The organism is Xenorhabdus sp. PB62.4 (genome assembly GCF_014467285.1).
In the GTDB taxonomy this organism is placed as follows: domain Bacteria; phylum Pseudomonadota; class Gammaproteobacteria; order Enterobacterales; family Enterobacteriaceae; genus Xenorhabdus.
In genome coordinates this window covers 36,077-61,655 of record NZ_NKHR01000018.1, presented here as the reverse complement: position 1 = coordinate 61,655, position 25,579 = coordinate 36,077, and the positions used below count along the sequence as shown (strand labels likewise).

General features: G+C 42.4%; 23 protein-coding genes. 5 read left to right on the top strand and 18 right to left on the bottom strand.

Features of this window, described 5'->3' with window-relative positions; translation table 11 throughout:
- Positions 1-19: 19 nt before the first annotated feature.
- From holB to yceD, 12 genes are all read right to left on the bottom strand, one after another.
- A complete protein-coding gene (gene holB, locus Xenpb_RS14490; RefSeq protein ID WP_187654971.1) occupies positions 20-1,009 on the bottom strand; it encodes a DNA polymerase III subunit delta' in 990 nt (329 codons plus the stop codon).
- Positions 1,006-1,647, bottom strand: a complete 642-nt coding sequence (gene tmk, locus Xenpb_RS14485) for a dTMP kinase (RefSeq protein ID WP_187654970.1) — start codon at positions 1,645-1,647, stop codon at positions 1,006-1,008. The genes holB and tmk overlap by 4 nt, the downstream gene beginning before the upstream one ends.
- Entirely contained in the window at positions 1,644-2,669 is a 1,026-nt protein-coding gene (mltG, locus tag Xenpb_RS14480; protein WP_187654969.1) for an endolytic transglycosylase MltG, read from the bottom strand. The genes tmk and mltG overlap by 4 nt, the downstream gene beginning before the upstream one ends.
- Before the next feature lie 75 nt (positions 2,670-2,744).
- Positions 2,745-3,572, bottom strand: coding sequence for an aminodeoxychorismate lyase (pabC, locus tag Xenpb_RS14475; protein WP_187654968.1), 828 nt, complete (start codon positions 3,570-3,572; stop codon positions 2,745-2,747).
- Positions 3,573-3,742: 170 nt separating this feature from the next.
- Positions 3,743-4,984, bottom strand: a complete 1,242-nt coding sequence (fabF, locus tag Xenpb_RS14470; RefSeq protein ID WP_187654967.1) for a beta-ketoacyl-ACP synthase II — start codon at positions 4,982-4,984, stop codon at positions 3,743-3,745.
- Between the two features lie 74 nt (positions 4,985-5,058).
- Positions 5,059-5,295 carry an acyl carrier protein gene (acpP, locus tag Xenpb_RS14465; protein ID WP_012989255.1) on the bottom strand — a complete coding sequence of 79 codons (237 nt, stop codon included), beginning with the start codon at positions 5,293-5,295 and terminating at the stop codon, positions 5,059-5,061.
- Positions 5,296-5,456: 161 nt separating this feature from the next.
- On the bottom strand, positions 5,457-6,191 hold the full coding sequence (fabG, locus tag Xenpb_RS14460) for a 3-oxoacyl-ACP reductase FabG (protein ID WP_047962910.1): 735 nt from the start codon (positions 6,189-6,191) through the stop codon (positions 5,457-5,459).
- An 11-nt stretch (positions 6,192-6,202) separates the two neighbouring features.
- Positions 6,203-7,132, bottom strand: coding sequence for an ACP S-malonyltransferase (gene fabD, locus Xenpb_RS14455; RefSeq protein WP_187654966.1), 930 nt, complete (start codon positions 7,130-7,132; stop codon positions 6,203-6,205).
- A gap of 18 nt (positions 7,133-7,150) precedes the next feature.
- Entirely contained in the window at positions 7,151-8,104 is a 954-nt protein-coding gene (locus Xenpb_RS14450) for a beta-ketoacyl-ACP synthase III (RefSeq protein ID WP_187654965.1), read from the bottom strand.
- A gap of 7 nt (positions 8,105-8,111) precedes the next feature.
- A complete protein-coding gene (plsX, locus tag Xenpb_RS14445; protein ID WP_187654964.1) occupies positions 8,112-9,164 on the bottom strand; it encodes a phosphate acyltransferase PlsX in 1,053 nt (350 codons plus the stop codon).
- A gap of 29 nt (positions 9,165-9,193) precedes the next feature.
- Positions 9,194-9,364 carry a 50S ribosomal protein L32 gene (gene rpmF, locus Xenpb_RS14440; protein ID WP_004247080.1) on the bottom strand — a complete coding sequence of 57 codons (171 nt, stop codon included), beginning with the start codon at positions 9,362-9,364 and terminating at the stop codon, positions 9,194-9,196.
- A gap of 12 nt (positions 9,365-9,376) precedes the next feature.
- Positions 9,377-9,901, bottom strand: a complete 525-nt coding sequence (gene yceD, locus Xenpb_RS14435) for a 23S rRNA accumulation protein YceD (RefSeq protein WP_099113217.1) — start codon at positions 9,899-9,901, stop codon at positions 9,377-9,379.
- Positions 9,902-10,045: 144 nt separating this feature from the next.
- On the opposite strand from yceD, the gene Xenpb_RS14430 reads away from it, so the two are divergent.
- The gene (locus Xenpb_RS14430; protein WP_187655000.1) at positions 10,046-10,636 is read left to right on the top strand and encodes a nucleoside triphosphate pyrophosphatase; all 591 of its coding nucleotides are present in this window, start codon (positions 10,046-10,048) and stop codon (positions 10,634-10,636) included.
- Here the strand turns inward: Xenpb_RS14430 and rluC are convergent.
- Positions 10,633-11,589, bottom strand: coding sequence for a 23S rRNA pseudouridine(955/2504/2580) synthase RluC (gene rluC, locus Xenpb_RS14425; protein WP_187654963.1), 957 nt, complete (start codon positions 11,587-11,589; stop codon positions 10,633-10,635). The genes Xenpb_RS14430 and rluC overlap by 4 nt on opposite strands.
- Positions 11,590-12,146: 557 nt before the next feature.
- Here rluC and rne point away from each other — a divergent pair.
- Both rne and Xenpb_RS14415 read left to right on the top strand, forming a co-directional pair.
- Positions 12,147-15,434 (top strand): ribonuclease E, encoded by a 3,288-nt coding sequence (rne, locus tag Xenpb_RS14420; RefSeq protein WP_187654962.1) that lies wholly within the window; start codon positions 12,147-12,149, stop codon positions 15,432-15,434.
- Between the two features lie 176 nt (positions 15,435-15,610).
- On the top strand, positions 15,611-16,237 hold the full coding sequence (locus Xenpb_RS14415; RefSeq protein WP_187654961.1) for an SDR family oxidoreductase: 627 nt from the start codon (positions 15,611-15,613) through the stop codon (positions 16,235-16,237).
- 77 nt (positions 16,238-16,314) lie between these two features.
- Here Xenpb_RS14415 and tmaR read toward each other — a convergent pair whose 3' ends face one another.
- Positions 16,315-16,635 carry a PTS system regulator TmaR gene (tmaR, locus tag Xenpb_RS14410; RefSeq protein WP_187654960.1) on the bottom strand — a complete coding sequence of 107 codons (321 nt, stop codon included), beginning with the start codon at positions 16,633-16,635 and terminating at the stop codon, positions 16,315-16,317.
- 369 nt (positions 16,636-17,004) lie between these two features.
- On the opposite strand from tmaR, the gene Xenpb_RS14405 reads away from it, so the two are divergent.
- Positions 17,005-17,538 (top strand): hypothetical protein, encoded by a 534-nt coding sequence (locus tag Xenpb_RS14405; RefSeq protein ID WP_099113212.1) that lies wholly within the window; start codon positions 17,005-17,007, stop codon positions 17,536-17,538.
- 397 nt (positions 17,539-17,935) lie between these two features.
- Positions 17,936-19,366, top strand: a complete 1,431-nt coding sequence (sbcB, locus tag Xenpb_RS14400) for an exodeoxyribonuclease I (protein ID WP_187654959.1) — start codon at positions 17,936-17,938, stop codon at positions 19,364-19,366.
- Between the two features lie 87 nt (positions 19,367-19,453).
- On the opposite strand, the gene dld is transcribed toward sbcB, so the two are convergent.
- The 4 genes from dld to Xenpb_RS14380 form a co-directional block, all read right to left on the bottom strand.
- A complete protein-coding gene (gene dld, locus Xenpb_RS14395) occupies positions 19,454-21,199 on the bottom strand; it encodes a D-lactate dehydrogenase (RefSeq protein WP_187654958.1) in 1,746 nt (581 codons plus the stop codon).
- A gap of 318 nt (positions 21,200-21,517) precedes the next feature.
- Complete coding sequence (locus Xenpb_RS14390; RefSeq protein ID WP_187654957.1) at positions 21,518-22,894, bottom strand: APC family permease; 1,377 nt, start codon at positions 22,892-22,894, stop codon at positions 21,518-21,520.
- Entirely contained in the window at positions 22,884-23,096 is a 213-nt protein-coding gene (locus tag Xenpb_RS14385; protein WP_099113208.1) for a hypothetical protein, read from the bottom strand. Before Xenpb_RS14385 ends, Xenpb_RS14390 begins: the two co-directional genes overlap by 11 nt.
- Positions 23,097-23,558: 462 nt before the next feature.
- Positions 23,559-25,526: a ligand-gated channel protein gene (locus Xenpb_RS14380; RefSeq protein ID WP_187654956.1), complete on the bottom strand. Its 1,968-nt coding sequence runs from the start codon at positions 25,524-25,526 to the stop codon at positions 23,559-23,561.
- Between the last annotated feature and the right edge of the window lie 53 nt (positions 25,527-25,579).

Here is a 25,579-nt window from a genome sequence, read left to right as displayed (position 1 = left end):
ATGCTCATATCTAAATAAGTTACTGTGTGAGGTCGAGTTGCTTTTCCCAATTGAGTAATTGTTCTGTCAGCAATAATTCACGATTGATACCCACCACAGATAATAATTGATGACGACAACGTATCCAATCATCAACCGTGCTTAATAATCTTTCCGCACTTTGAGCAGAGGCAAGGAGATAAATCAAAGCCTGCTGATCTTGGTTAACGCAGTAATGTTGCACTTGCTGCCGACATTTTACAGCATCTGATAATAAACTGATCAACCAATGCAAGGATTGCTGTACATCATCACGATTCAACAATGGCAAAAGCGACAAGGTATCACAATTGCGTAATGCCTGTGTAATTGCCTGACAAAGTGAATTTCTTTGATGCCACTTTTCAGTCTGAAGCAATTTTTCCGCTGCCAGCGGCGCTCCCTGAGAAAGTCTTAACGCTGTTTGCGCATCCAGCGATGATACGGACGGAAGCTGATTTTTCAGCCAGTAAAGCCCTATAGAATTTTCAGGCGCAGGGAGAAAATAATAAAAACAACGGCTACGCAGTGTTGCCAGCAAATTTGCGGAATGCTGACAGCGCAACAGAAAATATGTGTTTTGAGGTGGCTCTTCCAAAGTTTTCAATAAGGCATTGGAAGCAGCATCAGTCAGGGATTCTGCTGATGGCAACCAGACAATTTTTGCTCCTCCCTGCTGGGAATACTCATAGAGTTTTTCGCTAAGCTGACGCACGGCATCCACTCCAATGATAGTTTTTCCCTTTTCAGGAGCAAGCACATGCCAGTCAGAATGGGTTTCTGCCAACATTAAATGGCAGCCGTGGCATTTGCCACAGCTTTTCAGACCCTGTTTATTCTGGCACATTAACCAGCGGCTCAATCCATACAATAATTCATCTGCACCCGTCCCTTCATGCGCATGAAGTAAAATTGCATGATGCCCCCGCCCTTGTTGGTGGAATTCAACTAATTGACGGTACGCATGATTAAGCCACGGATACCAATTCATGCCTGCGTTTCCTGTTCTTTTAACCAATTAAGTAAGGTATGACGAATATCATCCTGCACTTTCTCTAATGACTGAGTTGCATCTACCTTTCTGATGCTGTCATTCTCTGCCACTAATTCGAGATACTTTTCACGTGTACGATTGAAAAAATCCAACGATTCTTTTTCAATACGATCCAATTCACCACGTTCACGAGCACGCTGTAAACCTACTTCTGGCGGTAAATCAAGATAGATAGTCAAATCAGGATAAAAATCACCTAACGCGGCTTTGCGCAATGATGCCATCAGATTTTGATCAATACCTCGACCACCACCCTGATACGCTTGAGAAGAAAGGTCATGACGATCACCAACAACCCAAGTTCCCTTTGATAACGCTGGTTTGATGATATTTTCTACCAATTGAACTCTGGCAGCATATAACATCAATACTTCTGCTTTATCTGTCAGTGATTCGCCTTCAACTCCCTGTTTAATTAGCTGACGTAACTTTTCTGCCAGTGGTGTTCCACCAGGTTCACGGGTAAAAATCAGGTCAGAAATACCATACTGTTTCAACGTATCAACAATTGTTTGGATCGCAGTCGTTTTCCCTGCGCCCTCAAGCCCTTCGATTACAATAAATTTGCTGTTCATTTATCCTGCTTTAACTTCTGACGATAAAGATTTACCGCCTTATTATGTGCTACCAGATTAGTGGTGAATGTATGGCCGCCATCGCCATTCGCAACAAAATATAAATATTCAGTGACGGCAGGATGGGCTGCTGCCTTAATCGAAGCCAAACCTGGCATAGCAATAGGTGTTGGCGGCAATCCATCAATCATATAGGTATTATACGGCGTAAGAGTAGTGAGATTGCTGCGAAAAATCGTACCTGAGTATTTATCTCCCAAGCCGTAAATCACGGTCGGATCAGTCTGTAACCGCATCTTTAGCCGTAAACGATTCAAGAATACAGAAGCCACTTTGGTGCGTTCAGATTCAATCGCTGTCTCTTTTTCAATGATGGATGCCATGATCAACATCTCATAAGCATTCTTATACGGGAGATTCGGTTCACGGTTTTTCCACTCCTGATCCAATACCGTTTTCATTTTGTTATACGCCCGCTTGAGTAATTCCACATCACTCGTGCCCGCTGTATACAGATAAGTATCGGGATAAAACCATCCTTCCAGTGATTCTCCTTCTTTCATTCCTAACGCGTCAGCCAGCTCCTGCGCAGTTTTACTTTCCGCTTCATGCTTTAAGTATGGCGCATTCTGCAAGATTTTTGACCAATCAGAAAGGCGACTCCCCTCCACAAAACGGATAGTAAATTGGGTTTCTTTACCACTGGCAAACAACTGCAAAACGGCTCTTAAGGACATCCCTTTTTGCAAACGATAAGTTCCCGCCTTAAATTTTGCCAGTTCAGGCTTAAGTCGAAATAACCACGGCAGTAATCGATTATCTTCAATTAATTTCTGCTGGATCAGTAAAGTTTCCAGACCTGTACGCCCTGTGCCCGCTGGTACAGTAAATATAACCTCTTGATTAAGGATAATATCCTTATCTGCAAAGTCTTCTATTTTTTTCACAAAAGAAAAGAATACGATCACAGCGATTGCGATAACCAATCCGGGTAAAATAAGAATGCGCTTTTTTAGTTTCATTCGGTAATCACTTTTATGTGTGCTTCAATGATGAGGACTAAATAGCTAAAAACTTAAGCATTATTTAATTAAAAATTAAAGTGTTAAACATTCTGGTAATAAAAATTCATGCAGCTCCCTTGATTGATATTTCCACGCAGGTTGATATTTGTGTGCTTGAATTTGATTTACTGGAACCACGGGCATCAGGGAATTACAGATAATCACTTCATCGGCATGAGCCAGTGCTTCAGGATAACGCATAACAAATGACAGGCTATAATCACTGTCTGCCAATAATTCGATTATTTTTTGCCGCATAATCCCTTCCACGCCACACTGGTTGAGATCTGGCGTATAAACATCTTTTCCTTTTCGCCAAAAAATATTCGCAGTACAGCACTCAACTAATAGACCATCACTATCAAGCACCAGTGCTTCATCCGCTTTGGATTGTTCAATGAATCTTTTGATCAAAACTTGTTCCAAGCGATTCAAGTGCTTGATACCTGCAAGGTAGGGATTAATCCCCATGGAAATCGGGCTAAGAGCCAACGCAGCACCATTTTGACGCAAGGTAATATATTGTGCAGGATATGGATTCAAAGAGAGAATCTTTGTGGGTTCAATTTCATGGTCAATACCGTAACCACGCCCTCCGGCTCCTCTGGAAAGAATAACCTTCAGAACACCTGATTCACACCCTTGAACTACTTGTTTAATATGATTCTCAAGCTGCGTCCAATCCGGTGCTGGCATAAACAGTTTTTCAACGCCTTTTTGCAACCGTTTTATATGCAAAGGTAACAAAGCGGGCTGTTCTTGCTCAACTCTTATTGTAGTAAAGCAACCATCACCAAATTGTACCGCGCGATCATTCACAGGCAATTGATCACACAGATTACCATTAATCCAATACGTCATTTTAACTTCTTATTTTCGATAAAAAGGCGTGATAACCTCAACTATTAAGGGGCGTTATAATAATATAGGAGCTCGGGCAGTGCAAAAAACCATAAAAAAACAATCCGTCAGAAAACAGATGTAAAAAAGCCCCAACAAATGTTGAGGCTCTTTATAAACACAAAGCGTTTTTAGATCTTACGGAAGATCAATGACCCGTTAGTGCCACCGAAGCCGAAAGAGTTACACAATGCGTATTCCATTCCTTCAACTTTACGCGCTTCACCTGGAACTAAATCCAAATGACAGTTCTCATCCTGATTTTCCAAATTAATGGTCGGAGGAACAATCTGATCACGCAAGGAAAGAATAGTGAAAATAGATTCAACCGCTCCCGCAGCTCCCAACAAGTGGCCTGTCATGGATTTGGTTGAACTCACCAATACCTTAGTGCCTTCACCAAAAACAGACTCAACCGCGCGAGCTTCTGCAATATCACCAACTGATGTTGAAGTACCATGAGCATTAATGTAACCCACCTGCTCTGGTGAAATACCCGCATCTTTCAGGGCATTTTCCATCGCTAAAGCAGCACCGGCTCCATCTTCAGGAGGTGATGTCATATGGTAAGCATCACTACTCATGCCAAAGCCAACAACTTCAGCATAGATTTTTGCACCACGCTGTTTAGCATGTTCATATTCTTCAAGAACGACAACACCTGCGCCATCGCCCAGAACAAAACCATCACGATCTTTATCCCAAGGACGGCTTGCAGCCTGAGGATTATCGTTACGGGTTGATAATGCACGTGCAGCACCAAATCCGGCAATACCAAATTCTGTGCTGGCTTTCTCTGCACCACCTGCCAGCATAATATCAGCATCATTATAAGCAATGATACGAGCCGCATGACCAATATTATGTACACCAGAAGTACACGCGGTTGCGATAGAAATGCTAGGGCCACGCAGACCATAAAGGATGCTCAGATGGCCTGCCACCATATTAATAATGGTCGAAGGTACAAAGAATGGGCTGACCTTGCGAGGCCCTGCCGAAAGCAATGTACTGTGGTTTTCTTCAATCAGGCCCAAACCACCAATACCAGAACCAATAGCAGCACCAAAGCGGCTAGCATTGGCTTCTGTTACTTCGATTCCTGCATCTTCAACGGCTTGTATGCCTGCAGCAATACCATACTGAATAAAGAGATCCATCTTCCGCGCTTCTTTGCGCGAAATATTGAAATCTTCATGATTAAAATTCTTCACCACACCAGCAAATTTAGTTGCATGGTTAGAGGCGTCAAAATGTTCGATAAGGCCGATACCACTCTGTCCGGCACAAACAGCATTCCAAGAAGATTCTACTGTGTTGCCGACAGGAGATAACATGCCTAGTCCGGTCACGACTACTCGACGCTTAGACACGGTTATCCTCCAGGGAGGGAAAAAATTTAGGACGAAAAACATAGGCGGTCGAACGACCGCCTAGGTATGTGTGCTTATTTACCTGCGTTTTCAACGTAGTCAATAGCAGCCTGAACTGTGGTGATTTTTTCAGCTTCTTCGTCTGGGATCTCGATATCGAACTCTTCTTCCAGAGCCATTACCAGTTCAACTGTGTCAAGAGAATCAGCGCCCAAGTCATCAACAAATGAAGCTGTGTTCACAACTTCTTCCTCTTTAACACCCAGTTGTTCAACGATGATTTTCTTAACGCGTTCGTCGATAGTGCTCATACTATTAAATTTCCTATCAAAACTCGCTTTTGCGATGGTTTTCGTAGTTTATAAAATACAGGAAAAGATGCAACCAAATCCCGGCTGGTCGAACCACAATCTGCTTCTTTCTGCTTCTTTTTGTACAAAAAACGCATCAAAAACAGAGGGTTCGCTCATTTTTAGATCATGTACATGCCACCATTGACATGCAATGTTTCACCCGTAATGTAAGCGGCCTCGTCAGAAGCAAGAAACGCTACAGCACTGGCAATTTCTTTTGCATCACCGAGACGATTAGCAGGAATTCCAGCAGAAATACCTGCACGTTGTTCGTCTGTCAACGCCTTTGTCATATCTGTTTCGATAAAACCAGGTGCAACAACGTTGACGGTGATGCCACGAGAAGCGACTTCACGAGCCAATGATTTACTAAAACCAATAACTCCTGCTTTCGCTGCCGTGTAATTCGCCTGCCCTGCATTTCCCATCGTCCCAACAACAGATCCAATGGAAATAATACGTCCATAACGTTTTTTCATCATAGAGCGCATTACTGCTTTTGACAGACGAAAAATCGAAGAAAGATTAGTGTCAATAATATCTTGCCACTCATCATCTTTCATGCGCATCAACAAGTTATCACGAGTGATGCCAGCATTATTAACCAATATGTCTATTTCACCAAATTCAGCACGAATATTCGATAGTGCATTTTCAATGGATTCTGAATCTGTGACATTCAGTACAAAACCTTTGCCTTTATCACCAAGGTAGGAGCTGATTTCTTCTGCTCCCTTTTCACTGGTTGCAGTGCCAACAACACATGCACCACGTGCAGCCAATAATTCAGCAATCGCGCGACCTATACCACGGCTAGCGCCAGTGACCAGTGCAATTTTTCCATCAAAGCTCATGTTTTCCTCAGTCATTTATTCAGAGCAACTGTGAGTGATGATACATCATTTACTGCTACAGCACTTAAAGTATCAACAATTCGTTTAGTCAACCCAGTCAATACCTTGCCCGGTCCAATTTCCAACAGTTGTGCAATATTCTGTTCGGCAATATATTCAACTGATTCTGCCCAGCGCACAGGATTATACAACTGACGAACCAGCGCGTCGCGGATAGCATCGGCAGATTGTTCCACTTTTACATCAACATTATTGACGACAGGGAGCTGTGGCTGGTTAAACACAACCTCTTGCAACGCAGAAGCCAATTGCTCGGCGGCAGATTTCATGAGTGCACAATGCGAAGGCACACTCACAGCCAGAGGCAATGCACGTTTTGCGCCAGCCGCTTTACATGCAGCCCCCGCCCGCTCTACGGCGTCTTTGTCACCTGCGATCACTACTTGACCAGGCGAATTAAAGTTAACAGGTGAAACTACCTGACCCTGAGCTGATTCTTCACATGCCTTTGCAATGGATTCATTATCCAAACCGATAATGGCATACATCGCTCCTTGCCCTTCCGGTACAGCGTCTTGCATCAGTTTTCCACGCAACTCAACGAGCTTGATGGCTTGCTGAAATTCAATCACGCCAGCACAAACCAGTGCTGAATATTCGCCAAGGCTATGGCCCGCCATCATGGAAGGCGCTTTTCCTTCCTTTTCCTGCCATACTCGCCAAATCGCTACTGAAGCGGCCAACAACGCAGGTTGGGTTTTCCACGTTTTGTTCAGTTCTTCTGCTGGCCCTTGCTGAACCAATGCCCATAAATCGTATCCCAAAACCGCAGAAGCTTCTGCGAAGGTCTGTTCAACCAGCGGGAATTCTGCGGCCAAATTCGCCAGCATACCCAAAGACTGAGAACCTTGACCGGGAAACACCATTGCAAAATCAGACATGTCTATCTTCCTGTTAAATTAAAAACGTACTAGCGCTGAGCCCCAGGTAAAGCCACCGCCGAATGCTTCAAGTAAGATAAGCTGGCCACGTTGGATTCTTCCATCACGCACCGCTTCATCGAACGCTGTCGGAACAGATGCAGCCGAAGTATTGCCATGACGATCCAGTGTGATAACCACTTTATCCATTGTCATATCCAATTTCTTGGCTGTTGCCGAAATAATGCGCAAATTAGCTTGATGAGGAACCAGCCAATCAAGCTGGTTGTGAGCCAAGTTATTAGCTTCCAATGTCTCATCAACGATATTAGCCAATTCCCGGACGGCAACCTTAAAGACTTCATTACCAACCATCGTAACGTATGCTGGTGTATCACCCTTCACGTGCCTCTGATGGGGTAACGACAACAAATCACCATAACGACCATCAGCATGAAGATGGGTAGATAATATACCTGGCTCCTCTGAAGCCCCGACCACCATTGCTCCCGCAGCATCACCAAACAGGATAATTGTACTGCGATCTTCAGGATCTACAACTCTTGAAATAATGTCGGAACCAATCACCAAGGCATGCTTAGCGGCACCAGTTTTAATAAATTTATCGACAACGCTTAACGCATAAGTAAAGCCCGCGCATGCTGCCGCAACATCAAAAGCTGCAACGCCCTGAATCCCTAATAACTGCTGAATTTGGCAAGCAGCACTTGGGAAAGCGTGAGTTGAGCTTGTTGTCGCAACAACGATTAAATCAATTTGTGTTTTATCGATACCCGCCATTTCAATGGCTTTTTCAGCGGCTTTAAACCCCAGAACTGCAACGTTTTCATCTTTAGCTGCAATACGGCGTTCACGAATACCCGTCCGTGTGACGATCCACTCGTCAGACGTATCCACCATTTTTTCCAAATCTGCGTTAGTACGCACCTGCGCAGGCAAGTAACTGCCCGTACCTAAGATTTTTGTATACATTTATGTTTTATTCACTCTTGGGTAATACTGCATCCAACCGGGCAGCGATTCTGTCAGGAACTTGTTTCTCTACAGCCTGTACTGCTTGATCAATAGCAGCCTTAAACGCATGTTCATTGGCAGCACCGTGACTTTTTATGACGATGCCACGCAACCCTATTAATGTTGCTCCGTTATATTGATCAGGGTTTAGATGCCCAAACCGCCTGGTCAGCCGTTTCAGCAACCATTTTTTGAATATCTTCATCTTGAATATTTTCATCAACCAAGATGAATTTTTCTGCTGACCACCCGGTGATTTTACCAGAGATAGAATCACTCTGATCGCACCTTCCATCGTTTTCAGCGTAACATTACCTGCGAAGCCGTCACATACGAGCACATCAGCTTTTCCTGTCAGTAGCTCATTTCCTTCCACATAACCTATATAGTTAATTGCCGGGCTATTGCGTAAGGTCATAGCAGCTTCGCGGATATTATCCAGCCCTTTGGATTCCTCTTCCCCGATATTGAGTAATGCAACACGAGGATTATTAATCCCTGCAACATACTCCGCCATTACGGCGCCCATAATCGCAAACTGAACTAACATACCGCTATTACAATTAATATTAGCTCCTAAATCCAATACAACGGTCTTCTGTTGTTTTAAATTAGGTATCACTGTCATTAATGCAGGCCGTTCAATTCCTTCTATGGATTTCAGCATCAATTTGGCCAATCCCATCAAAACTCCCGTATTTCCCGCACTGACACAAGCCTGCGCTTCACCCGATTTAACTAAATTCAGAGCAATGCGCATTGAAGTACCATGGCTGGAACGAATAGCCTGGGAAGGCTTTACATCGTTGGAAACAACGTGTTCCGCAGGAATTATTTGCAAGCGACTGAGCAGCTCAGCATTTTTATTTGCAAGCAAAGGAGAGATGGTTTCGGGATTACCGACCAACAACAATTTTAGTTGTGGATTAGATGCCAATGCCTGCAATGCAGCAGGCACCGTGACGCGAGGACCAAAGTCCCCGCCCATTGCATCTAACGCTAAGGTTAGATTAGCCAAGATATCAACTTGCTAATAATTAGCTGAAATTACTTGTTGATTACCTTGCGGCCACGGTAGTAGCCATCAGCAGTCACATGGTGACGCAGGTGAGTTTCACCAGAAGTTTTGTCTACAGAGACATGTGTTGCAGTCAGTGCGTCATGAGAACGACGCATACCACGTTTAGAACGAGTTGGTTTATTCTGTTGTACGGCCATTGACCTTACTCCTTAAGTACTTTTCTTTAAACTGGCTAATACGGCAAATGGGTTTGGTTTTTCTGCTTCAAGAGGCAGAACACCAAATACCATGTCCGCGTCGGACACTTCACAGTGTTCAGAATCATGTACCGGAACCACCGGCAGAGATAGAATTATTTCATCTTCAATCATTGCCAGCAAATCTATTTCGCCAAATTCATTAACGTCAATTGGCTCATACTCTTCCGGTAATGCCTCAGCCCGCTCATCATTGACGACAGGGCTAAAACAATACGTTGTGTGAACATGATGACTGAAATTACTGCCACAACGCTGACAACGAAGCGTGACATCCACATCAGAATGCCCTTTTACAACTGCCAGACGCTGATTATCAATTTCAAATGATAATGAGTTATCTACATCACTATCCACACTGACCACAGATTCTGCAATACGAGAAACCTGCCCAGCAGAATAACTACCTTGGTAGTCCAATCTTTTCTGAGCTGCTCGAAGCGCATCGATGGTCAGGGGTAATTTTACCTTTTGCATAAGGCGCGCATATTATCTTTGTAATGAGACATAGTCAAAGAAAAAGGCCACACATCTGCACCTTTCCGCCAAAAATTCGCTTATTAAGCGGCGTATAGTTTAAAATGTCTGCGAATATTTCTCTACGTATTTTATGGAAAAATGATGCTTCCGATTGTTTTATCATCAACTTCTGTATATCGCCGCCTATTATTGGAAAAAATAGGATTACCTTTTACTTGTGCCTCTCCCGATATTGATGAAAGTCCGCAGGAGAACGAAAGTCCAGAAAATTTAGTTATGCGGCTAGCACAGGCAAAGGCCTGTTCATTACAGTTGAATTATTCTAACCATCTTATTATAGGTTCAGACCAAGTTTGCGTTTTAGATAACAAAATTACAGGTAAACCCCATAATTTTGAGAACGCTTTCATTCAACTCCAAAAAGCCAGTGGGAAGTGTGTCACCTTTTATACAGGGATCACACTGTTAAATAGCAAAACTGGGAACATAGATACCCGTTGTGAGTTATTTAATGTTTATTTCAGAGAACTTACTGAAACAGAAATCATTAGCTATTTAAACAAAGAAAAACCTTTCAATTGCGCCGGCAGTTTTAAAAGTGAAGGGCTGGGAATTACGTTATTTGAAAGGTTAGATGGTAAAGATCCCAACACACTTATCGGATTGCCATTGATAACTTTGACAGACATGCTTATCCGTCAGGGGATCAACCCACTGACGGAATATTCTTAGTGATTATTTTGCCGCAATATTCTTAAACATTGCCTTAATCTATCATCCATTGGCGCTTCGAAACGTAACGTTTCGCCCGTAGAGGGATGAGTAAACTTCAATGAACTTGCATGCAGAAACAGTCGGTTAAGGCCTGTTTCTGCAAGCTGTGCATCAAATGTTCTATCACCATAGCGATCATCAAAAGCAATAGGATGACCCGCATGTAAAGTATGCACGCGGATCTGATGCGTTCGCCCTGTAACCGGGCTTGCTCGCACTAATGTAGCAAACGCATACCGCTCTTCAACTTTGAAACGCGTCTCAGAGGGTTTACCTTCATTACTGACTTTGACTACCCTTTCCCCGCTTTGCAAGATATTTTTCAACAAGGGAGCTTCTACGACTTTACAATGAGATTGCCATTGTCCGCGTACTAAAGCCAAATAGTCTTTCTGCATCTGTTTCAAACGTAACTGTTCATGCAGTGCTCGCAACGCAGAACGCTTTTTGGCAATCAGCAAAATACCCGATGTATCGCGATCAAGACGATGCACCAACTCAAGGAAACGAGCTTCCGGGCGCAGCGCACGCAATCCCTCGATCACCCCGAAACTCAGCCCACTACCACCGTGTACTGCTGTTCCAGAGGGTTTATTAATGACCAGAATATGGTCATCTTCGTATAAAATACATTCTGCCAGAGCAGCCACTTTATCCAATTTCGCAGATACAGGGGTTTCCTGCTTTTCCGCAACTCTGACAGGCGGGATTCTGAGAACATCACCTGCGGTCAATTTATATTCAGGTTTGACTCTTCCCTTGTTAATTCGAACTTCACCTTTTCGCAAGATTCGATAGATCATGCTCTTAGGTACACCTTTTAAACGAGCCAGCAAAAAGTTATCAACTCGCTGACCTGCTTCATCGTCATCAATCGTGACAAACTGTACAATTTGATTATTTGTTTTCATGGGCGAGATTCTAATTATCCAACAAACATAGTGCCACTCATTTTTAAATATGACTAAATAACATCCATATTTTCTTACTTCATTATTCCAAGTGTCTTAGGATAAAGGCTAAAGATTAACAACTTATCACTATTTCCTAATAAAAAAGCCGCAAAGCGATAAAGTCACCTTGCTATCACCCCAATAGCAATGGAATAATGCTTTCTGGCCACAGTTTACTAAACTATGAATGGCAAGATTGAAATTGTTTGTTATCTGTTTGTTTGAACAAAAACGCAGCAATGGCGTAAGACGTAATGTTTAAGCAAACAATTTATGGGCTGCGAGTTGCAGCTTACTGGATTGGGTAAAATCTGTACCAGTTTATTACAGTGTCCCAAATAAAGAGTGCTGTATTTAAATGAAATTCAGGCTCACCGACAAATAGGCGCCTCTATACAAACGATAGCCGTGAGGCTGGCGGTTTTGTAAAAGACACGAGGCCATCGGTAACCAGTAGCGCATCTCTTTTTTGCTCGCAGCTCTATATTAATGTAAAAAATAATGAGTAAGCTAGAATGAAAAGAATGTTAATCAACGCAACCCAACAGGAAGAGTTGCGTGTTGCCCTTGTTGATGGGCAGCGTCTTTATGATTTGGATATTGAAAGCCCAGGACACGAGCAGAAAAAGGCCAATATTTATAAAGGTAAAATTACCCGAATTGAACCTAGCCTGGAAGCTGCTTTTGTTGATTATGGCGCAGAACGGCATGGTTTCCTCCCCATTAAAGAAATTGCTCGCGAATATTTCCCAAGTAATTATCACTCCCATGGTCGCCCTAATATTAAGGATATCCTTAAAGAAGGTCAGGAAGTCATCGTTCAAGTTGATAAAGAAGAACGCGGCAATAAAGGTGCAGCTTTAACAACCTTTATCAGCCTGGCTGGCAGCTATCTGGTTCTGATGCCAAATAACCCAAGAGCAGGCGGAATTTCTCGCCGTATCGAAGGTGATGATCGTATCGAATTAAAAGAGGCGCTTTCTTCTCTTGAAGTTCCTGAGGGGATGGGGCTTATCGTCCGTACCGCAGGCGTAGGCAAATCTGCTGAAGCCTTGCAGGGAGATTTGAACTTCCGTCTGAAACATTGGGAAGCAATTAAGAAAGCGGCAGACAGCCACCCCGCTCCATTCCTGATTCATCAGGAAAGCAATGTTATCGTGCGGGCTTTCCGTGATTATCTGCGTCCAGATATCGGCGAAATCCTGATTGATAACCCGAAAATCCTTGACTTGGCACGCCAACACATCACTGCTCTGGGCCGTCCTGATTTTGCCAGTAAAATCAAGTTGTACAGCGGTGAAGTTCCCCTGTTCAGCCATTATCAAATAGAGTCACAAATTGAATCAGCTTTCCAGCGTGAAGTTCGTTTGCCTTCCGGTGGTTCAGTGGTTATTGATACAACTGAAGCCTTGACCGCAATCGATATTAACTCATCCCGCTCAACCCGCGGTGGCGATATCGAAGAAACAGCCTTTAATACTAACTTGGAAGCGGCTGATGAAATTGCCCGCCAATTGCGTTTGCGTGACCTCGGTGGCCTCATTGTTATTGACTTTATTGACATGACACCTGTTCGCCACCAGCGTGAAGTTGAAAATCGGTTGCGTGATGCGGTACGCCAAGATCGGGCTCGTATTCAAATTGGCCGAATTTCCCGCTTTGGCCTATTGGAAATGTCACGCCAGCGTTTAAGCCCATCTCTGGGCGAATCCAGTCACCATGTCTGCCCTCGTTGTAGCGGCACAGGAACTATTCGCGACAATGAATCACTTTCCTTGTCAATACTGCGCCTCATTGAAGAAGAAGCACTAAAAGAAAATACACATCAGGTTCATGCTATTGTTCCGGTACAAATTGCTTCCTACTTACTGAATGAAAAGCGTAAGGCAGTCAGCGCAATTGAACATCGCCAGGGTGGTGTAGGCGTTGTTATTGTTCCGAACGATCAGATGCAGACTCCGCATTTCTCCGTTTTACGTGTTCGTAAAGGTGAAGAAATTTCTGTTTTAAGCTATATGCTCCCGCAAGTTCATGAAGCAGAAATGATAAACGCTCAGGATGACGGTCAGCATGAGCGTAAGCGTCCAGAACAACCTGCCATCTCAACGTTTGATCTGCCGGCAGAAACACCAGCACCTGTTGTTGCAAAAGCAAAAGAGAAAAAGACAACTGTCAATAACCAGAAGCAAGCTGAAAAACCTGGGTTACTCAGCCGTTTTATTTCTGCCCTGAAGAAAATGTTCAGTGGTGAAGAAGAAAAACAAACTCAGGAAAAGGGGAGAAAATCTTCTGGTAATGATAATCGTCGCTCAGCAGAACGCCGCAACTCCCGCCGCCAGAACCAACGCCGTGAACGCAACGAGAATGAAACTCGCAATAACCGTGAACGCGATGAACAACGCAAGGGCCGCAATGTTCAGCAGAAAAATAATGCTCAAGAAAACCCGGCAATAGACAATGAAGCTCGTGAAGCACAGCAACAACAACGCCGTGAGCAACGAGCTGAACGTCAGCGTCGTCGTCAGGAAGAAAAACGCCAGCAACAACTGGAAGCCAAAGCTCAACAGGCAACAAATAAACCTGATGTTGTCGAAGAGGAAGTTGAAGAGCTCCAGCCTGTCATGCCTCGTCGTCAACGTCGCCAGCTTGAACAAAAAGTACGTATCATTGATGAAGTGAAAAAAGAAGTCAGCATTGCAGCTTTACCAACAGTGATGCCTGAAACTGTATCAACAAACACAGGAGAAGCGCAAAAAGCTAAAGCGCCTGTCCCTGCCGTTATTGATACGAATATTGAAGCAGCAAATCAACCCGCTATGCCACAAAGCCCGGTTGTACAAAATGCAGCTTCACAAAATAATGAGCAACAAGATAACACGATGCCACGTCGCTCCCGCCGTTCACCACGCCACTTACGTGTCAGCGGTCAACGTCGTCGTCGTTATCGTGATGAACGTAATCTGACTCAATCACCAGTGCCATTGACAATGGCTGTCGTTTCACCAGAGCTGGCATCAGGCAAAGTTTGGGTTCGTTATCCCGTTACACCAGTAACATCCGTTGAGCTTGAAACCCCGGTAGCTATTGATACCATTGAAGAAAAAACAACACTTGCGCAGCAAGAAAATGTGATTCAAATGCCAGTAGTAGTTGAGTCTGCGCCAGCCTCAACAGAAGTACATATTGAGGTTGCTGAAAAACAAAATGTCACTACTCAGGACAAAGCTGAATCAATTAGCAATGATGCGCCTATCACGATATCTGCAGAACCGAAATTTGAAACATCTCAAGTTGCAGAACCGGAAATCGCGGAACCTGTTATCAATCATCATGAAAAACATCAGCCAGAAGTTTTAGGTGATACTACACCTCATAAAGCTGTATCTCATGAAACCGTGCTTCATGAAGCCACACTTCATGAAACTATATCCCATGAGACAATACAGCATGATAATGCAGCATCACATAATGCTGAACCTGCGGAAGCCATCATTGTGACGCCTATTCTTGAACAGGAACATCATGAAGAACAACCAACTGTCGCAACGGAAGTATGCGCTAAGGCAGAGGAAGTTAAAGCGAAAGAGGCTAAAGCTGCTGAGTCTTCGATTATCGTGGAAAAAAATCATCACGCTTATTCCCCAATGACGAAAGCGCCGGCACCAGATATGGCAACAAAACCTGTTGTTATCACTGAATGGCAGCGCCCTGCTTATCCATTCAAAGGCAAAGGTGGTGCAGGTGGGCATTCTGCAACAAATATCGCAACTTCTGCTATGTCGAAACCACAATCATTCGAATAATCAGATAGTGTGATTTTCTGTAAAACTCAAAGTGGCTCCTCTTGTTAGGAGCCATTTTTTTATCTATATACGATAAATATAGGCCAATTTAATTTTATTTAACCAACTATTCCCATAAAATTAGATAGTTATCATTCTCATTTAATATAGTTAATTTTATGGAGAAATTCCCATCTATGAAACCTTGGCTTATTTTTGGTGCAGGAAAAGGGGTTGGACGCCATTTGGTCACTATCGCTCTGGAACAGAACCGCCCTGTCACAGCATTAATCCGCAATGATCAACAGGCGTTAGAACTGAATACAGCAGGCGTTAACGTAATACACGGTGATGCCTGTGACAAAAAGAGTATAGAAAAAGCGATTTCACAAGCAGGAGAAAATCCAATCATCTTTTCAACTATTGGAGGGGGAGATGCCGATCATTACGGAAATATTGCCATCATAGATGTGTTGGAACAGGCTAAGATCTCTCGCATGTTATTGGTGACATCTATCGGATGTGGTGACAGTTGGAAAACATTATCTCCACGGGCCAAATCATTATTTGGGCAGTCAGTCCGGCACAAATCACTCGCAGAGAGTTATCTGCAAACCAGCACATTGGATTTTACAATCATTCGTCCTGGTGGCTTAACTGATCAATCAGGTACAGGCCATTGTCAGCGTTATCAAGAAGAAGTTCATGGCATGGTAAGTCGGGAAGATGTCGCCAAGCAATTGGCACAAATGGCCGAAGATGAACAAACTTACTATCAGATTTATGCCTTAGTTGATCCTGAGCTAAAACCGCATTGGAACTGATTTACAAAAGATCCTAAAAACACAACCACGCCTAATGGCGTGGTTAATTATCTGTTCAAACTTGAACAACTAAAAACTCACTTGATTCCACCATCCATCGCTTTGAGCTTTTTAGATAATTCACGGCGCTCTTTAGATAGCTCAGCATTTTTAATGATATATTCATCAACACGCTCTTCATAATCACTGCGCATATGAGCAATAATCCCTTGAATATCTTCAACCGACATCCCCGGTTTGATGTAGTCACTTAAGTTATCGAGTAGTAGTACACGCTTTTGGTTATCTCGAATTTTTTTCTCATTATCTACAATTTCGCGCTGTAATTTGTTCTTACGACGGAATATACGCACAAACTCCAGTACATTGTGGAATGTTGGTTTATTTGTGTTGTCCATTTTTTACACCTTTTTAATCAGACCGATAATTTCTTATGTTAACTACACAATACAATTTCAAGCCACACATAGACAAGTCAGTTTCGACAATTTATTGATACCTTGATCGCGTAAGCAGATTGTAAGCAGTGAAATTCACATGCCCCATACTAACGAGCTCACCATAAAATCCAAAATCGGTTTATTAAATCTTGTCGAAACCTTAGGTAAGATTGCCCACACTGGGAAAATTTAAAAAATTGCCTGGATACATTGGAAAACAGATTTCGGTAAAAAGATAAGACTTGAATTACTGCAGATTTAACTAACTCTAGCTCATTTTCGAGTGGACTGTAATGAGTTAAACATTGCAAAGGCCGAGGAACACACATGTACGCCAAATATATCGGGAAAGACGATCCCCAAAACAATTTAGTTAAAAACAAGATTTATAAACTCACAGAGCAAAATAATGGTAAGTACCTGATTAATGGTGTCTTTGTTCATTCTGACACTGTAGTAGCCGCGTACCCGCACCCACACGCAGCTTTAATTGAGGAATATGCAAAACTCGCAGCCGAACATGATGAACCATGGCGCTGGTTTCAATACCGCAAGGACGCTTCCGAAAATTGGCAGAATTGCACTAAAAATTTAATTTTTATCAAGACATTAGAATTCAGGCTAAAGCCTAATCCACTAATTATCCGCATTGGCGAATGTGACGTACCTGTACCTGAAAGAAAACCACCTCTGAAAGGTACAAAATATTATATTCCTGATCTTCTAGCTGATGATTGTGTTGACCCACTTGTGTGGGATAACAGCAACATAGACTTACGTTTGCTAGATAGAGGATTGGTACACCTTAATCCAGAAGCTGCTAACATCCATGCTTATGCACTCCTTTCACTGACCAAATAGCAGCAGCGAATTAAAGGGCATCCGACCATTTTTTCCATTCACTCATATCAAAAAGTACACCTGTTTAGTTAAAGCACGCCTTACCCGATAATCGGCAAGTGTGCTTTTTGATATGCGAAAGGGAATATCACAACAGAACGGATACCTTAATCCCAAAACCATCCATATCTAATAATTCAGATTGGCTTGAATATGGTTTACCATGTAAAAGGCTTAATCTGGTGTCACTCAGAACCGTAATTCTGAGTACACATCTTAAACAGGAGCTTGGTACACATGCACAGTATTTACTCAGGAAAACAGTAAAGAAATTTAGCTACATTAACCAAGCAAATGAGACGCCAATAAAAGCATAACTCTATAATTAATTGATAAATTAAATGGGGATAACTCAACGTTGAACACCCGTAAAGAAGAACAAAGTTTCTACTTTCATGATTACGAAACTTTTGGTAAACACCCTGCCCTAGATCGTCCCGCTCAATTTGCAGGCGTTCGCACCGACAGTGATTTCAATATCATTGAAGAACCTTTAGTGGTGTATTGTGCTCCCGCTGACGATTATCTTCCTGATCCTGAAGCTGTCATGATCACAGGCATTACACCACAATTGGCTTTGAAAAAAGGCGTCAATGAGGCGGAGTTCGCTCGTCAAATCCATGCAGCATTCAGTAAACCGAATACGTGTATTCTTGGATACAACAATATTCGTTTTGATGACGAAGTCAGTCGCAACATTTTTTATCGTAATTTTTACGATCCTTACGCTTATAGTTGGCAAAAAGGGAATTCCCGCTGGGATCTTCTTGATGTATTACGTGCCTGCTATGCCTTGCGTCCAGAAGGCATTATCTGGCCAGAAAATGATGATGGATTACCGAGTTTCAAGCTAGAACATCTGACAAAAGCCAACGGTATTGAACATACTCAGGCCCATGATGCTATGTCCGATGTGTATGCCACTATCGCAATGGCAAAGTTGGTAAAAAAAGCTCAACCTCGCTTGTTTGATTACTTTTTCCAAGTAAGAAACAAGCAGAAAATCAGTCATCAGATTGATATTCCGCAAATGAAACCTCTGATTCATGTATCAGGTATGTTTGGTACGTTACGCAGTAATATCAGCCTGATTGCCCCCTTAGCATGGCATCCGACAAATCGTAACGCGGTAATCATGTGTGACCTGGCAGGCGATCTCACCCCATTATTGGAACTCAATGCAGATGAGTTACGCGATCGTTTATACACCCGGCGTAATGAACTACAGCCGGATCAAGCTCCAGTCCCCATTAAATTAGTGCATATCAATAAGTGTCCAATCATCGCACCAGAAAATACATTACGGCCTGCGGATGCAGAACGAGTAGGATTAGATCGCAGCCAATGCGAGCAAAATTTAGCTATTTTGCGCAATCATCCTCAAATCAGAGAAAAAGTTGTTGAATTGTTTTCTCATCCAGAAGAATTTCCAGAATCTGACAATGTCGATACCAAGTTATATAACGGCTTTTTCAGTGATGCCGATAAAACCGCAATGGAGATTATCCGAGAAACCACCCCTCAAAATTTACCGGCATTGGATTTATCGTTCCAGGATGTACGCATTAAGGCACTCTTATTCCGTTATCGCGCCAGAAACTATCCGGCAACTCTGGATTATGACGAACAACAACGCTGGCTGCGTCATCGCCGAGATATTTTGACACAAGAAAGTATTAATCAATATCTTGCAGCAATTGAAGCGCTTTTTGTGGAATATCAATCCGATGAAGAAAAATGCTGCCAGTTAAAAGCATTGGTTGATTATGCAATCCAACTAGCCGGATAAAACTTCCACACAATTTCCATTTGTTTTTACGATAGAAAAAGACAATCCGTCAGGTTTTGTCTTTTTCTATTTCTTCATTAAATCAAGCTAGTCATGCGGGTTATTCATATTCTGGCACCCACACTCCCCCACCCAATTTTTTAGTTTGGAAGTTTTACCAATCCCCGGATTTAAGGCGTTGGTAGGATCAGTCATCTGATAGAACTGCTTGAGCTGTGGTTTAGCTTCATATAAGTGGCCCACATTATGTTCAGCAGGATACTCAGCTCCACGTTGATTCAAAATTTCCAACATTTTTGCTTTCAGTGCATAAACATCTGTACCCTTTTTAACAATATAATCCTGATGGAATACATGGCACATAAAATGACCATAATACAGCCGATGCACTAATGCTTCATTGATATCTTCAGGCAAGGTCTCAAACCATTCACGATCATTGCGTCGCAAAGCAATATCTAATGCCAGAATATCTTCCACTTCATTACTGTGAACAGCTTGATAGCGAATAGCGGCTCCTGCGGCTGCAAAACGGTGTAAAAATGCTTTTGTTCCCTCTTCTGGTGTACAGGCAAAATATTCTCCCTCAGCCTGTTTGAAGTAGCTTTTCAACCACTCATTCGCTTCCTTAATACCTTCACCAGACATTTTCAGCATTAAGTGATGTTCAAAACGATTTCGGTATTCTTTCAGACGAGCGGGCAAATGAGCAGGTAATAAACGGCTCAAGCCCTGCATGACACGGTCGGTAAAATGAGAAGGCAAAAACGGTACTTTACCCAATATGGCATCCATTCGCCCTTTCAGGCTGAAAAACATTGGCATTTTGTCTGTGCCTAGTTTATCAATCATGACGAAAGTGTCTTTTCCATACACTTCAGCAATATCAAAAATATCCCGATGTATGTATTCTCCGGCAACGGGCAAGTTCTCGAAATTTGACAGAATATGACGGCGTAACTCCGTCAGGACCTCAGGTTGATTCGTGCCAATATAATAAACCTGCGAAGATGATTCTGCCGGAAAAGTATCAAGGCGAACAGCAAAGACAACTAATTTACCCGCACAGCCAGAGGCTTCAAACAATCTTCGCTCATCGGCATTAAAACGTGATGGTGTTTCTGCATCGACATCTCTGACACGCTGTGAATATTCATGATCAGAAGCAACTCTTTCAGTGTGCTCAATATCTTCGGCACGATAACGCTGTTCTTCCAGACAAGACAAAATAGTTTCAGGTTTATCACCTAATGATATTCCCAAATGGTTAATGAGTTCAGCTTCGCCTCTTTCATTAACACGACCATATAGCGCCATTTCGGTATAAGCGGGTCCACGCTGAACCAGAGAACCCCCCGAATTATTACAGATCCCCCCAATAACAGAGGCACCAATACAGGATGAACCTATAACTGAATGAGGTTCGCGCCCCAACGGCTTCAATACTTTTTCCAGGTGCCACAATGTACTGCCGGGAAATGCAATAACTTGATTGGTAGATTGAAGAACCTGAATTTTATCCATCCGCAGGGTGTTTATGATAACGATATCACGGTCATAGTTATCGCCATTCGGTGTAGATCCTTCCGTTAATCCAGTATTAGCTGCCTGCATTAAGATAATTTTGTCAGCTTCAACACAAGCTTTGAAAACTTTCCACTGTTCCAATAGCGAACCCGGAAACACAACCGCAAGGGCATTTCCTTGCCCGGAACGAAAACCTTTTCGATAACGTTCTGTTTTTCTGGGTTCAGTGAGGATATGGGAAGAACCAACGATATTGGTGAGAACAGCAATTAGTTGTTGATTTTGTGGGTTTTTAGCATCATTCATAATAGTACTATTACCTTATGAGAACCTACCAGACGGGCTCTTGCTGAAATCAGGTATGGCGAAATTATTATCTATTATACCCTTTTCATTACAATTTGTTGTTTTTTCATCCGCATTTCAACTTAGAATCCATTAATCACCGACTACCTTTTAATGTTCTTTATGCAGTAACTGCTTTTTCTATTTCCTATTTTTTTCTAACAAAAACAGCACCCGAAGGTGCTGTTTCAAAAAAGTATCAATGTACTCTTTTCTTTCAGACCACGCCTGTAGCAGCGGCAACCTGAAATCATCTTTTACTATCATGATTCACTGATATCACGACTCACTGAACTGTGGCATTGGTTGACGGAAGCTACGAGTCACAAAGAACATATAAAGGAGACCAAATCCGCCCCAAATCAAACCTAATTCCATCGATTTTGCTTCCAGGTTCATCCACAAGACACCTACTGTTGCGGCCCCCAAAAGTGGCAGGATCAAGAAATTCAAGGTGTCTTTCAGTGTATTATTGCGGCGTTCACGAACATAGAATTGCGAGATAACCGACAAGTTAACGAAAGTAAATGCCACCAATGCACCAAAATTAATCAATGCAGTTGCAGTCACCAGATTCAACCAACAGGCTGATAGAGCAACAATGCCAACCAATAGGACGTTAATCGCAGGAGTACGCCATTTTGGATGAACATAAGCAAACACTTTCTCAGGCAATACACCATCACGCCCCATCACATAAAGCAGTCGGGAGACGCCCGCATGAGCAGCCATACCAGAAGCCATTACAGTGACACAAGAGAAGACTAAAATAATCGCTTGGAATAGTGCCCCAGCGACATACAACATAATTTCCGGCTGAGATTCATCCGGGTTTTTAAATCGGGAAATATCAGGGAAATAGAGTTGTAAGAAATAAGATACCGCAATGAAGATAACACCACCAATTAATGCGGTCAGGAAAATCGCTTTCGGAATGACCTTTTCTGCATTAGGTGTTTCTTCAGACAAGGAACTGATGCCGTCAAACCCGAGGAAAGAGAAACAAAGTATCGTCGCTCCGGTTATCATTGGAATCAATTTTGCTTCTTCCGACGTAAACGGCCGCATACTGAGCAATGTGCCAGCACCTTCACCATTATGTACGCCGTATATTAATAAACCAACAAATGCCACTATAACAGCTACTTGCACAACCACGATCAAACCGTTGAGGTTAGCCACAACGTTGATACCACTCAGGTTGAAAACTGTCATCAAAATTGCCAAACCAACAACAAAGATCCAAGGATCAACACCCGGAAAAATGGCTTGAAGATAAATTTTTGCCAGCAGGATATTGATCATCGGCATAAGCAGATAATCCAGCAAAGATGACCAACCTACCATAAACCCAAGATGGGGGTTCATTGATTTTTGTACATATGTATAGGCAGAACCTGCTGATGGAAAACGTTTTACTAATTTCCCGTAACTTAAAGCTGTAAATAAAATTGCGATCAGTGCGATAGCATAAGATGTCGCGACATGCCCATCCGTTAATTTGGAAACAATGCCAAAAGTATCAAAGATAGTCATTGGCTGTATATAAGCAAGGCCCATCATGACCACCTGAAACAAGGTCAAGGTTTTTCTCAGTTGGACGCGGTTACTGGCACTGGCTTGGTTAGTGCCGAGAGAGATTGAATTATGCGACATGAGCGAAACCTCCCATAACTTCGATTTGGGTACTGATACAACTACTTAATCGATAGTTACTGGGTAGACTTCGCATCTGTCTATAAACAGAAAAGAAAGAAGAATTAGAGGATGGTGAATTAACAGAGCGCCATGCCCCATAGTCATCGTTGCAGCAACGAGCGCCAATCGGCACAAGTGCAAAAGAGAATAATTGCTCCATATTTGCATTCCTCAGTACAGCAACCTTGTTTCAGTTATGGTTGCTTATTGGTCAGTATCGATCCGGAACAAAATCCGGCCTCTTGGTGTTGTAAAAAATAACTCAACGCAAAAAAAATAACTGATGCATATTTACGCATCAGTTATTTTTAGTGCACGCATTTTGCACTTCGAGTCCAGAAATAGCAAGCGCTATGACACTAAAAATCTATTATTTTTTACGACACTACAGAGCCTTAGAGAACAGGCTCTTACTGAGTCAGTGCTGAAATTTAACGCCATCATATCCATTGATTAGCCTCTGTAAATTTTTAGCACAGAGAGAAACTATGAGCCAATTAATTATGATGACGTTGATGTCAAAAAAATCATCCCACCATCATAAAATTGATGCGGGATGATTTTATATTACGTCTAAATATTAAGTATAATGACTAATATTAATAAAAAAGTGAAATATTAATTAAAAGTCATAATTGATGCCGATATGGTAACGGCGGCCATCGAGTACTGCATCATGGCTTTCTTCAGTGACTCGTTTATCAAAAACATTGTAAACCCCGCCTAACAAGCGTAGATTTTTAGCCAAATTATAAGCCATCCCTAGATCGACAAATGTATAAGAAGGGGTTCCATCTCTCATACTAGAGCGATACTGATAATTTTTTGTTTTACCTCGGAAATTGATACGAGTCCATGTATTCAACTCGGATAAAGGTTGCCAGTTCAGGGTTGCATTCGCCATATGTGTTGGCATTTTATTTAAAGGCTGTCCTTTGAAATTACCACTTTTCTGCTCAGAATCGGTATAAGTATAGCTTGCAGCCAATGATAGACTCTCAACGATATCCCAATTCATGGTAGTTTCAACACCGCGAATATTAGCTTTATCAACATTTATACGTTTGTTAATAAAGTCATAATTCTCACCACCTAGATTACAATCTTTCTCGCAATCTTTAATTTCAGTGATTTTATCTTTGAAATCAGTATTAAACACAGTTACACCAATATTAAAGTTCTCTTGGTTATTCCAGATGATACTAATTTCTTCATTAACACTTTTCTCTGGCTTGAGGTCTGAGTTACCTAAGATCATGCCCTTACTGGAACGTCCGCCCGTTGTCTGTCCCCAGTTAGGGGCAACTTGTCTTATATCAGGAGAACGATAACCTGTAGAAATACCACCCTTAATAGTCCATTGCTCATCAGCATGCCATACTCCATATAAACGAGGTGTCCAATGCATGCCGAAGTTTTGATCTTTATCTAACCGAACTCCGCCAGTCAGAGCAAAATCATTGATCATTTGCCATTCGTCTTCTGCAACTAATGCCCAACTCCAACGAGTTAACTTATTAACATTTTTGGCTGAAGGTAGTTTGTTACTATTGTCTCGCAAATCTTCATAACGATATTGACCACCAATACTTATTGTGTGGTCATCAAAAATAAACGTCGTATGGTTATTAAATATCGTATCGTTGTTTGTCATTTCACGTTCAGGATTACGAGATTCATCTCTTTGAATATAAGACGTCGTCGTTCCAAAATCATAAACACCATGATGAGTAATGGAATAATTGTTTCTTTTATAACGGCTTATATCATTTTCACAAGATTTTGGCTGACAGTCGCGTGTCTTACCAATCGTTGAGTCGCGATCTTGTTCATAGCGGGCTGCTTCAAAAGTAAAATCATTTTGCTCATCTGGAGTTAAAGACAGAGCAACCGCACCATTGCGCATCTCCTGCTCTCTAAATCCACCTAAAAACTTATCTTCATTGCGATGCGAATATAGACCATTTACTCTCAAACCTAGCAATCCCTCAATGACTGGGCCTGCAGCATAGATGCTTTTCTGATAGCTGTTACCAGATTTTTTGCTTTCAGTCAGGGTAGCATCTGCATTCAGAGTTAAATGCCATTTTTTCTGTGCCTTACGAGTAATAACATTAATTACTCCCCCCATAGCATCAGAGCCGTATAAAGAAGACATCGGCCCTCGTACCACTTCAATACGCTCAATTGCAGCCAATGGTGGTAACCATCCCTGTTCAATTCCTGAACCATCACTATTTGGACGGGTGCTACGGGTATCAACACGCTTACCATCAACTAGAATCATGGTATATTTCGAAGCCATACCACGAATACTAATATCGCTACTGCTTCCACCGCCCGTAACAACCACTCCTGGCACATCTTTCAATGCATCCGTCACATCACGGTAAGCTTTAGTTTCCAATTGTTCACGGCTAACAACAGAAATAGAAGCAGGTGCATCTTCAATTTTTTGCTGGAAACCCGCTGCGGTTGTTACAACTATTTTATCTTCACCGCCATTAGCTGCATTAACAGTCAAAACAGTGCTGGATGAGATAACAGCAATAATACCTAATACGATTTTTTTCTTTGCAAAAACAGCCATTCCCGATTCTCCAAGAGGTAGAATAGAATTAATTTAATATGGATAATCGACAT

Bases quoted from the DNA above. Each gene is read 5' to 3' on its own strand.
- holB (WP_187654971.1), bottom strand. From the start codon at position 1,009: ATGAATTGGTATCCGTGGCTTAATCATGCGTACCGTCAATTAGTTGAA.
- tmk (WP_187654970.1), bottom strand. From the start codon at position 1,647: ATGAACAGCAAATTTATTGTAATCGAAGGGCTTGAGGGCGCAGGGAAA.
- mltG (WP_187654969.1), bottom strand. From the start codon at position 2,669: ATGAAACTAAAAAAGCGCATTCTTATTTTACCCGGATTGGTTATCGCA.
- pabC (WP_187654968.1), bottom strand. From the start codon at position 3,572: ATGACGTATTGGATTAATGGTAATCTGTGTGATCAATTGCCTGTGAAT.
- acpP (WP_012989255.1), bottom strand. From the start codon at position 5,295: ATGAGCACTATCGACGAACGCGTTAAGAAAATCATCGTTGAACAACTG.
- fabG (WP_047962910.1), bottom strand. From the start codon at position 6,191: ATGAGCTTTGATGGAAAAATTGCACTGGTCACTGGCGCTAGCCGTGGT.
- fabD (WP_187654966.1), bottom strand. From the start codon at position 7,132: ATGTCTGATTTTGCAATGGTGTTTCCCGGTCAAGGTTCTCAGTCTTTG.
- Xenpb_RS14450 (WP_187654965.1), bottom strand. From the start codon at position 8,104: ATGTATACAAAAATCTTAGGTACGGGCAGTTACTTGCCTGCGCAGGTG.
- rpmF (WP_004247080.1), bottom strand. From the start codon at position 9,364: ATGGCCGTACAACAGAATAAACCAACTCGTTCTAAACGTGGTATGCGT.
- yceD (WP_099113217.1), bottom strand. From the start codon at position 9,901: ATGCAAAAGGTAAAATTACCCCTGACCATCGATGCGCTTCGAGCAGCT.
- Xenpb_RS14430 (WP_187655000.1), top strand. From the start codon at position 10,046: ATGCTTCCGATTGTTTTATCATCAACTTCTGTATATCGCCGCCTATTA.
- rluC (WP_187654963.1), bottom strand. From the start codon at position 11,589: ATGAAAACAAATAATCAAATTGTACAGTTTGTCACGATTGATGACGAT.
- rne (WP_187654962.1), top strand. From the start codon at position 12,147: ATGAAAAGAATGTTAATCAACGCAACCCAACAGGAAGAGTTGCGTGTT.
- Xenpb_RS14415 (WP_187654961.1), top strand. From the start codon at position 15,611: ATGAAACCTTGGCTTATTTTTGGTGCAGGAAAAGGGGTTGGACGCCAT.
- tmaR (WP_187654960.1), bottom strand. From the start codon at position 16,635: ATGGACAACACAAATAAACCAACATTCCACAATGTACTGGAGTTTGTG.
- Xenpb_RS14405 (WP_099113212.1), top strand. From the start codon at position 17,005: ATGTACGCCAAATATATCGGGAAAGACGATCCCCAAAACAATTTAGTT.
- dld (WP_187654958.1), bottom strand. From the start codon at position 21,199: ATGAATGATGCTAAAAACCCACAAAATCAACAACTAATTGCTGTTCTC.
- Xenpb_RS14390 (WP_187654957.1), bottom strand. From the start codon at position 22,894: ATGTCGCATAATTCAATCTCTCTCGGCACTAACCAAGCCAGTGCCAGT.
- Xenpb_RS14385 (WP_099113208.1), bottom strand. From the start codon at position 23,096: ATGGAGCAATTATTCTCTTTTGCACTTGTGCCGATTGGCGCTCGTTGC.
- Xenpb_RS14380 (WP_187654956.1), bottom strand. From the start codon at position 25,526: ATGGCTGTTTTTGCAAAGAAAAAAATCGTATTAGGTATTATTGCTGTT.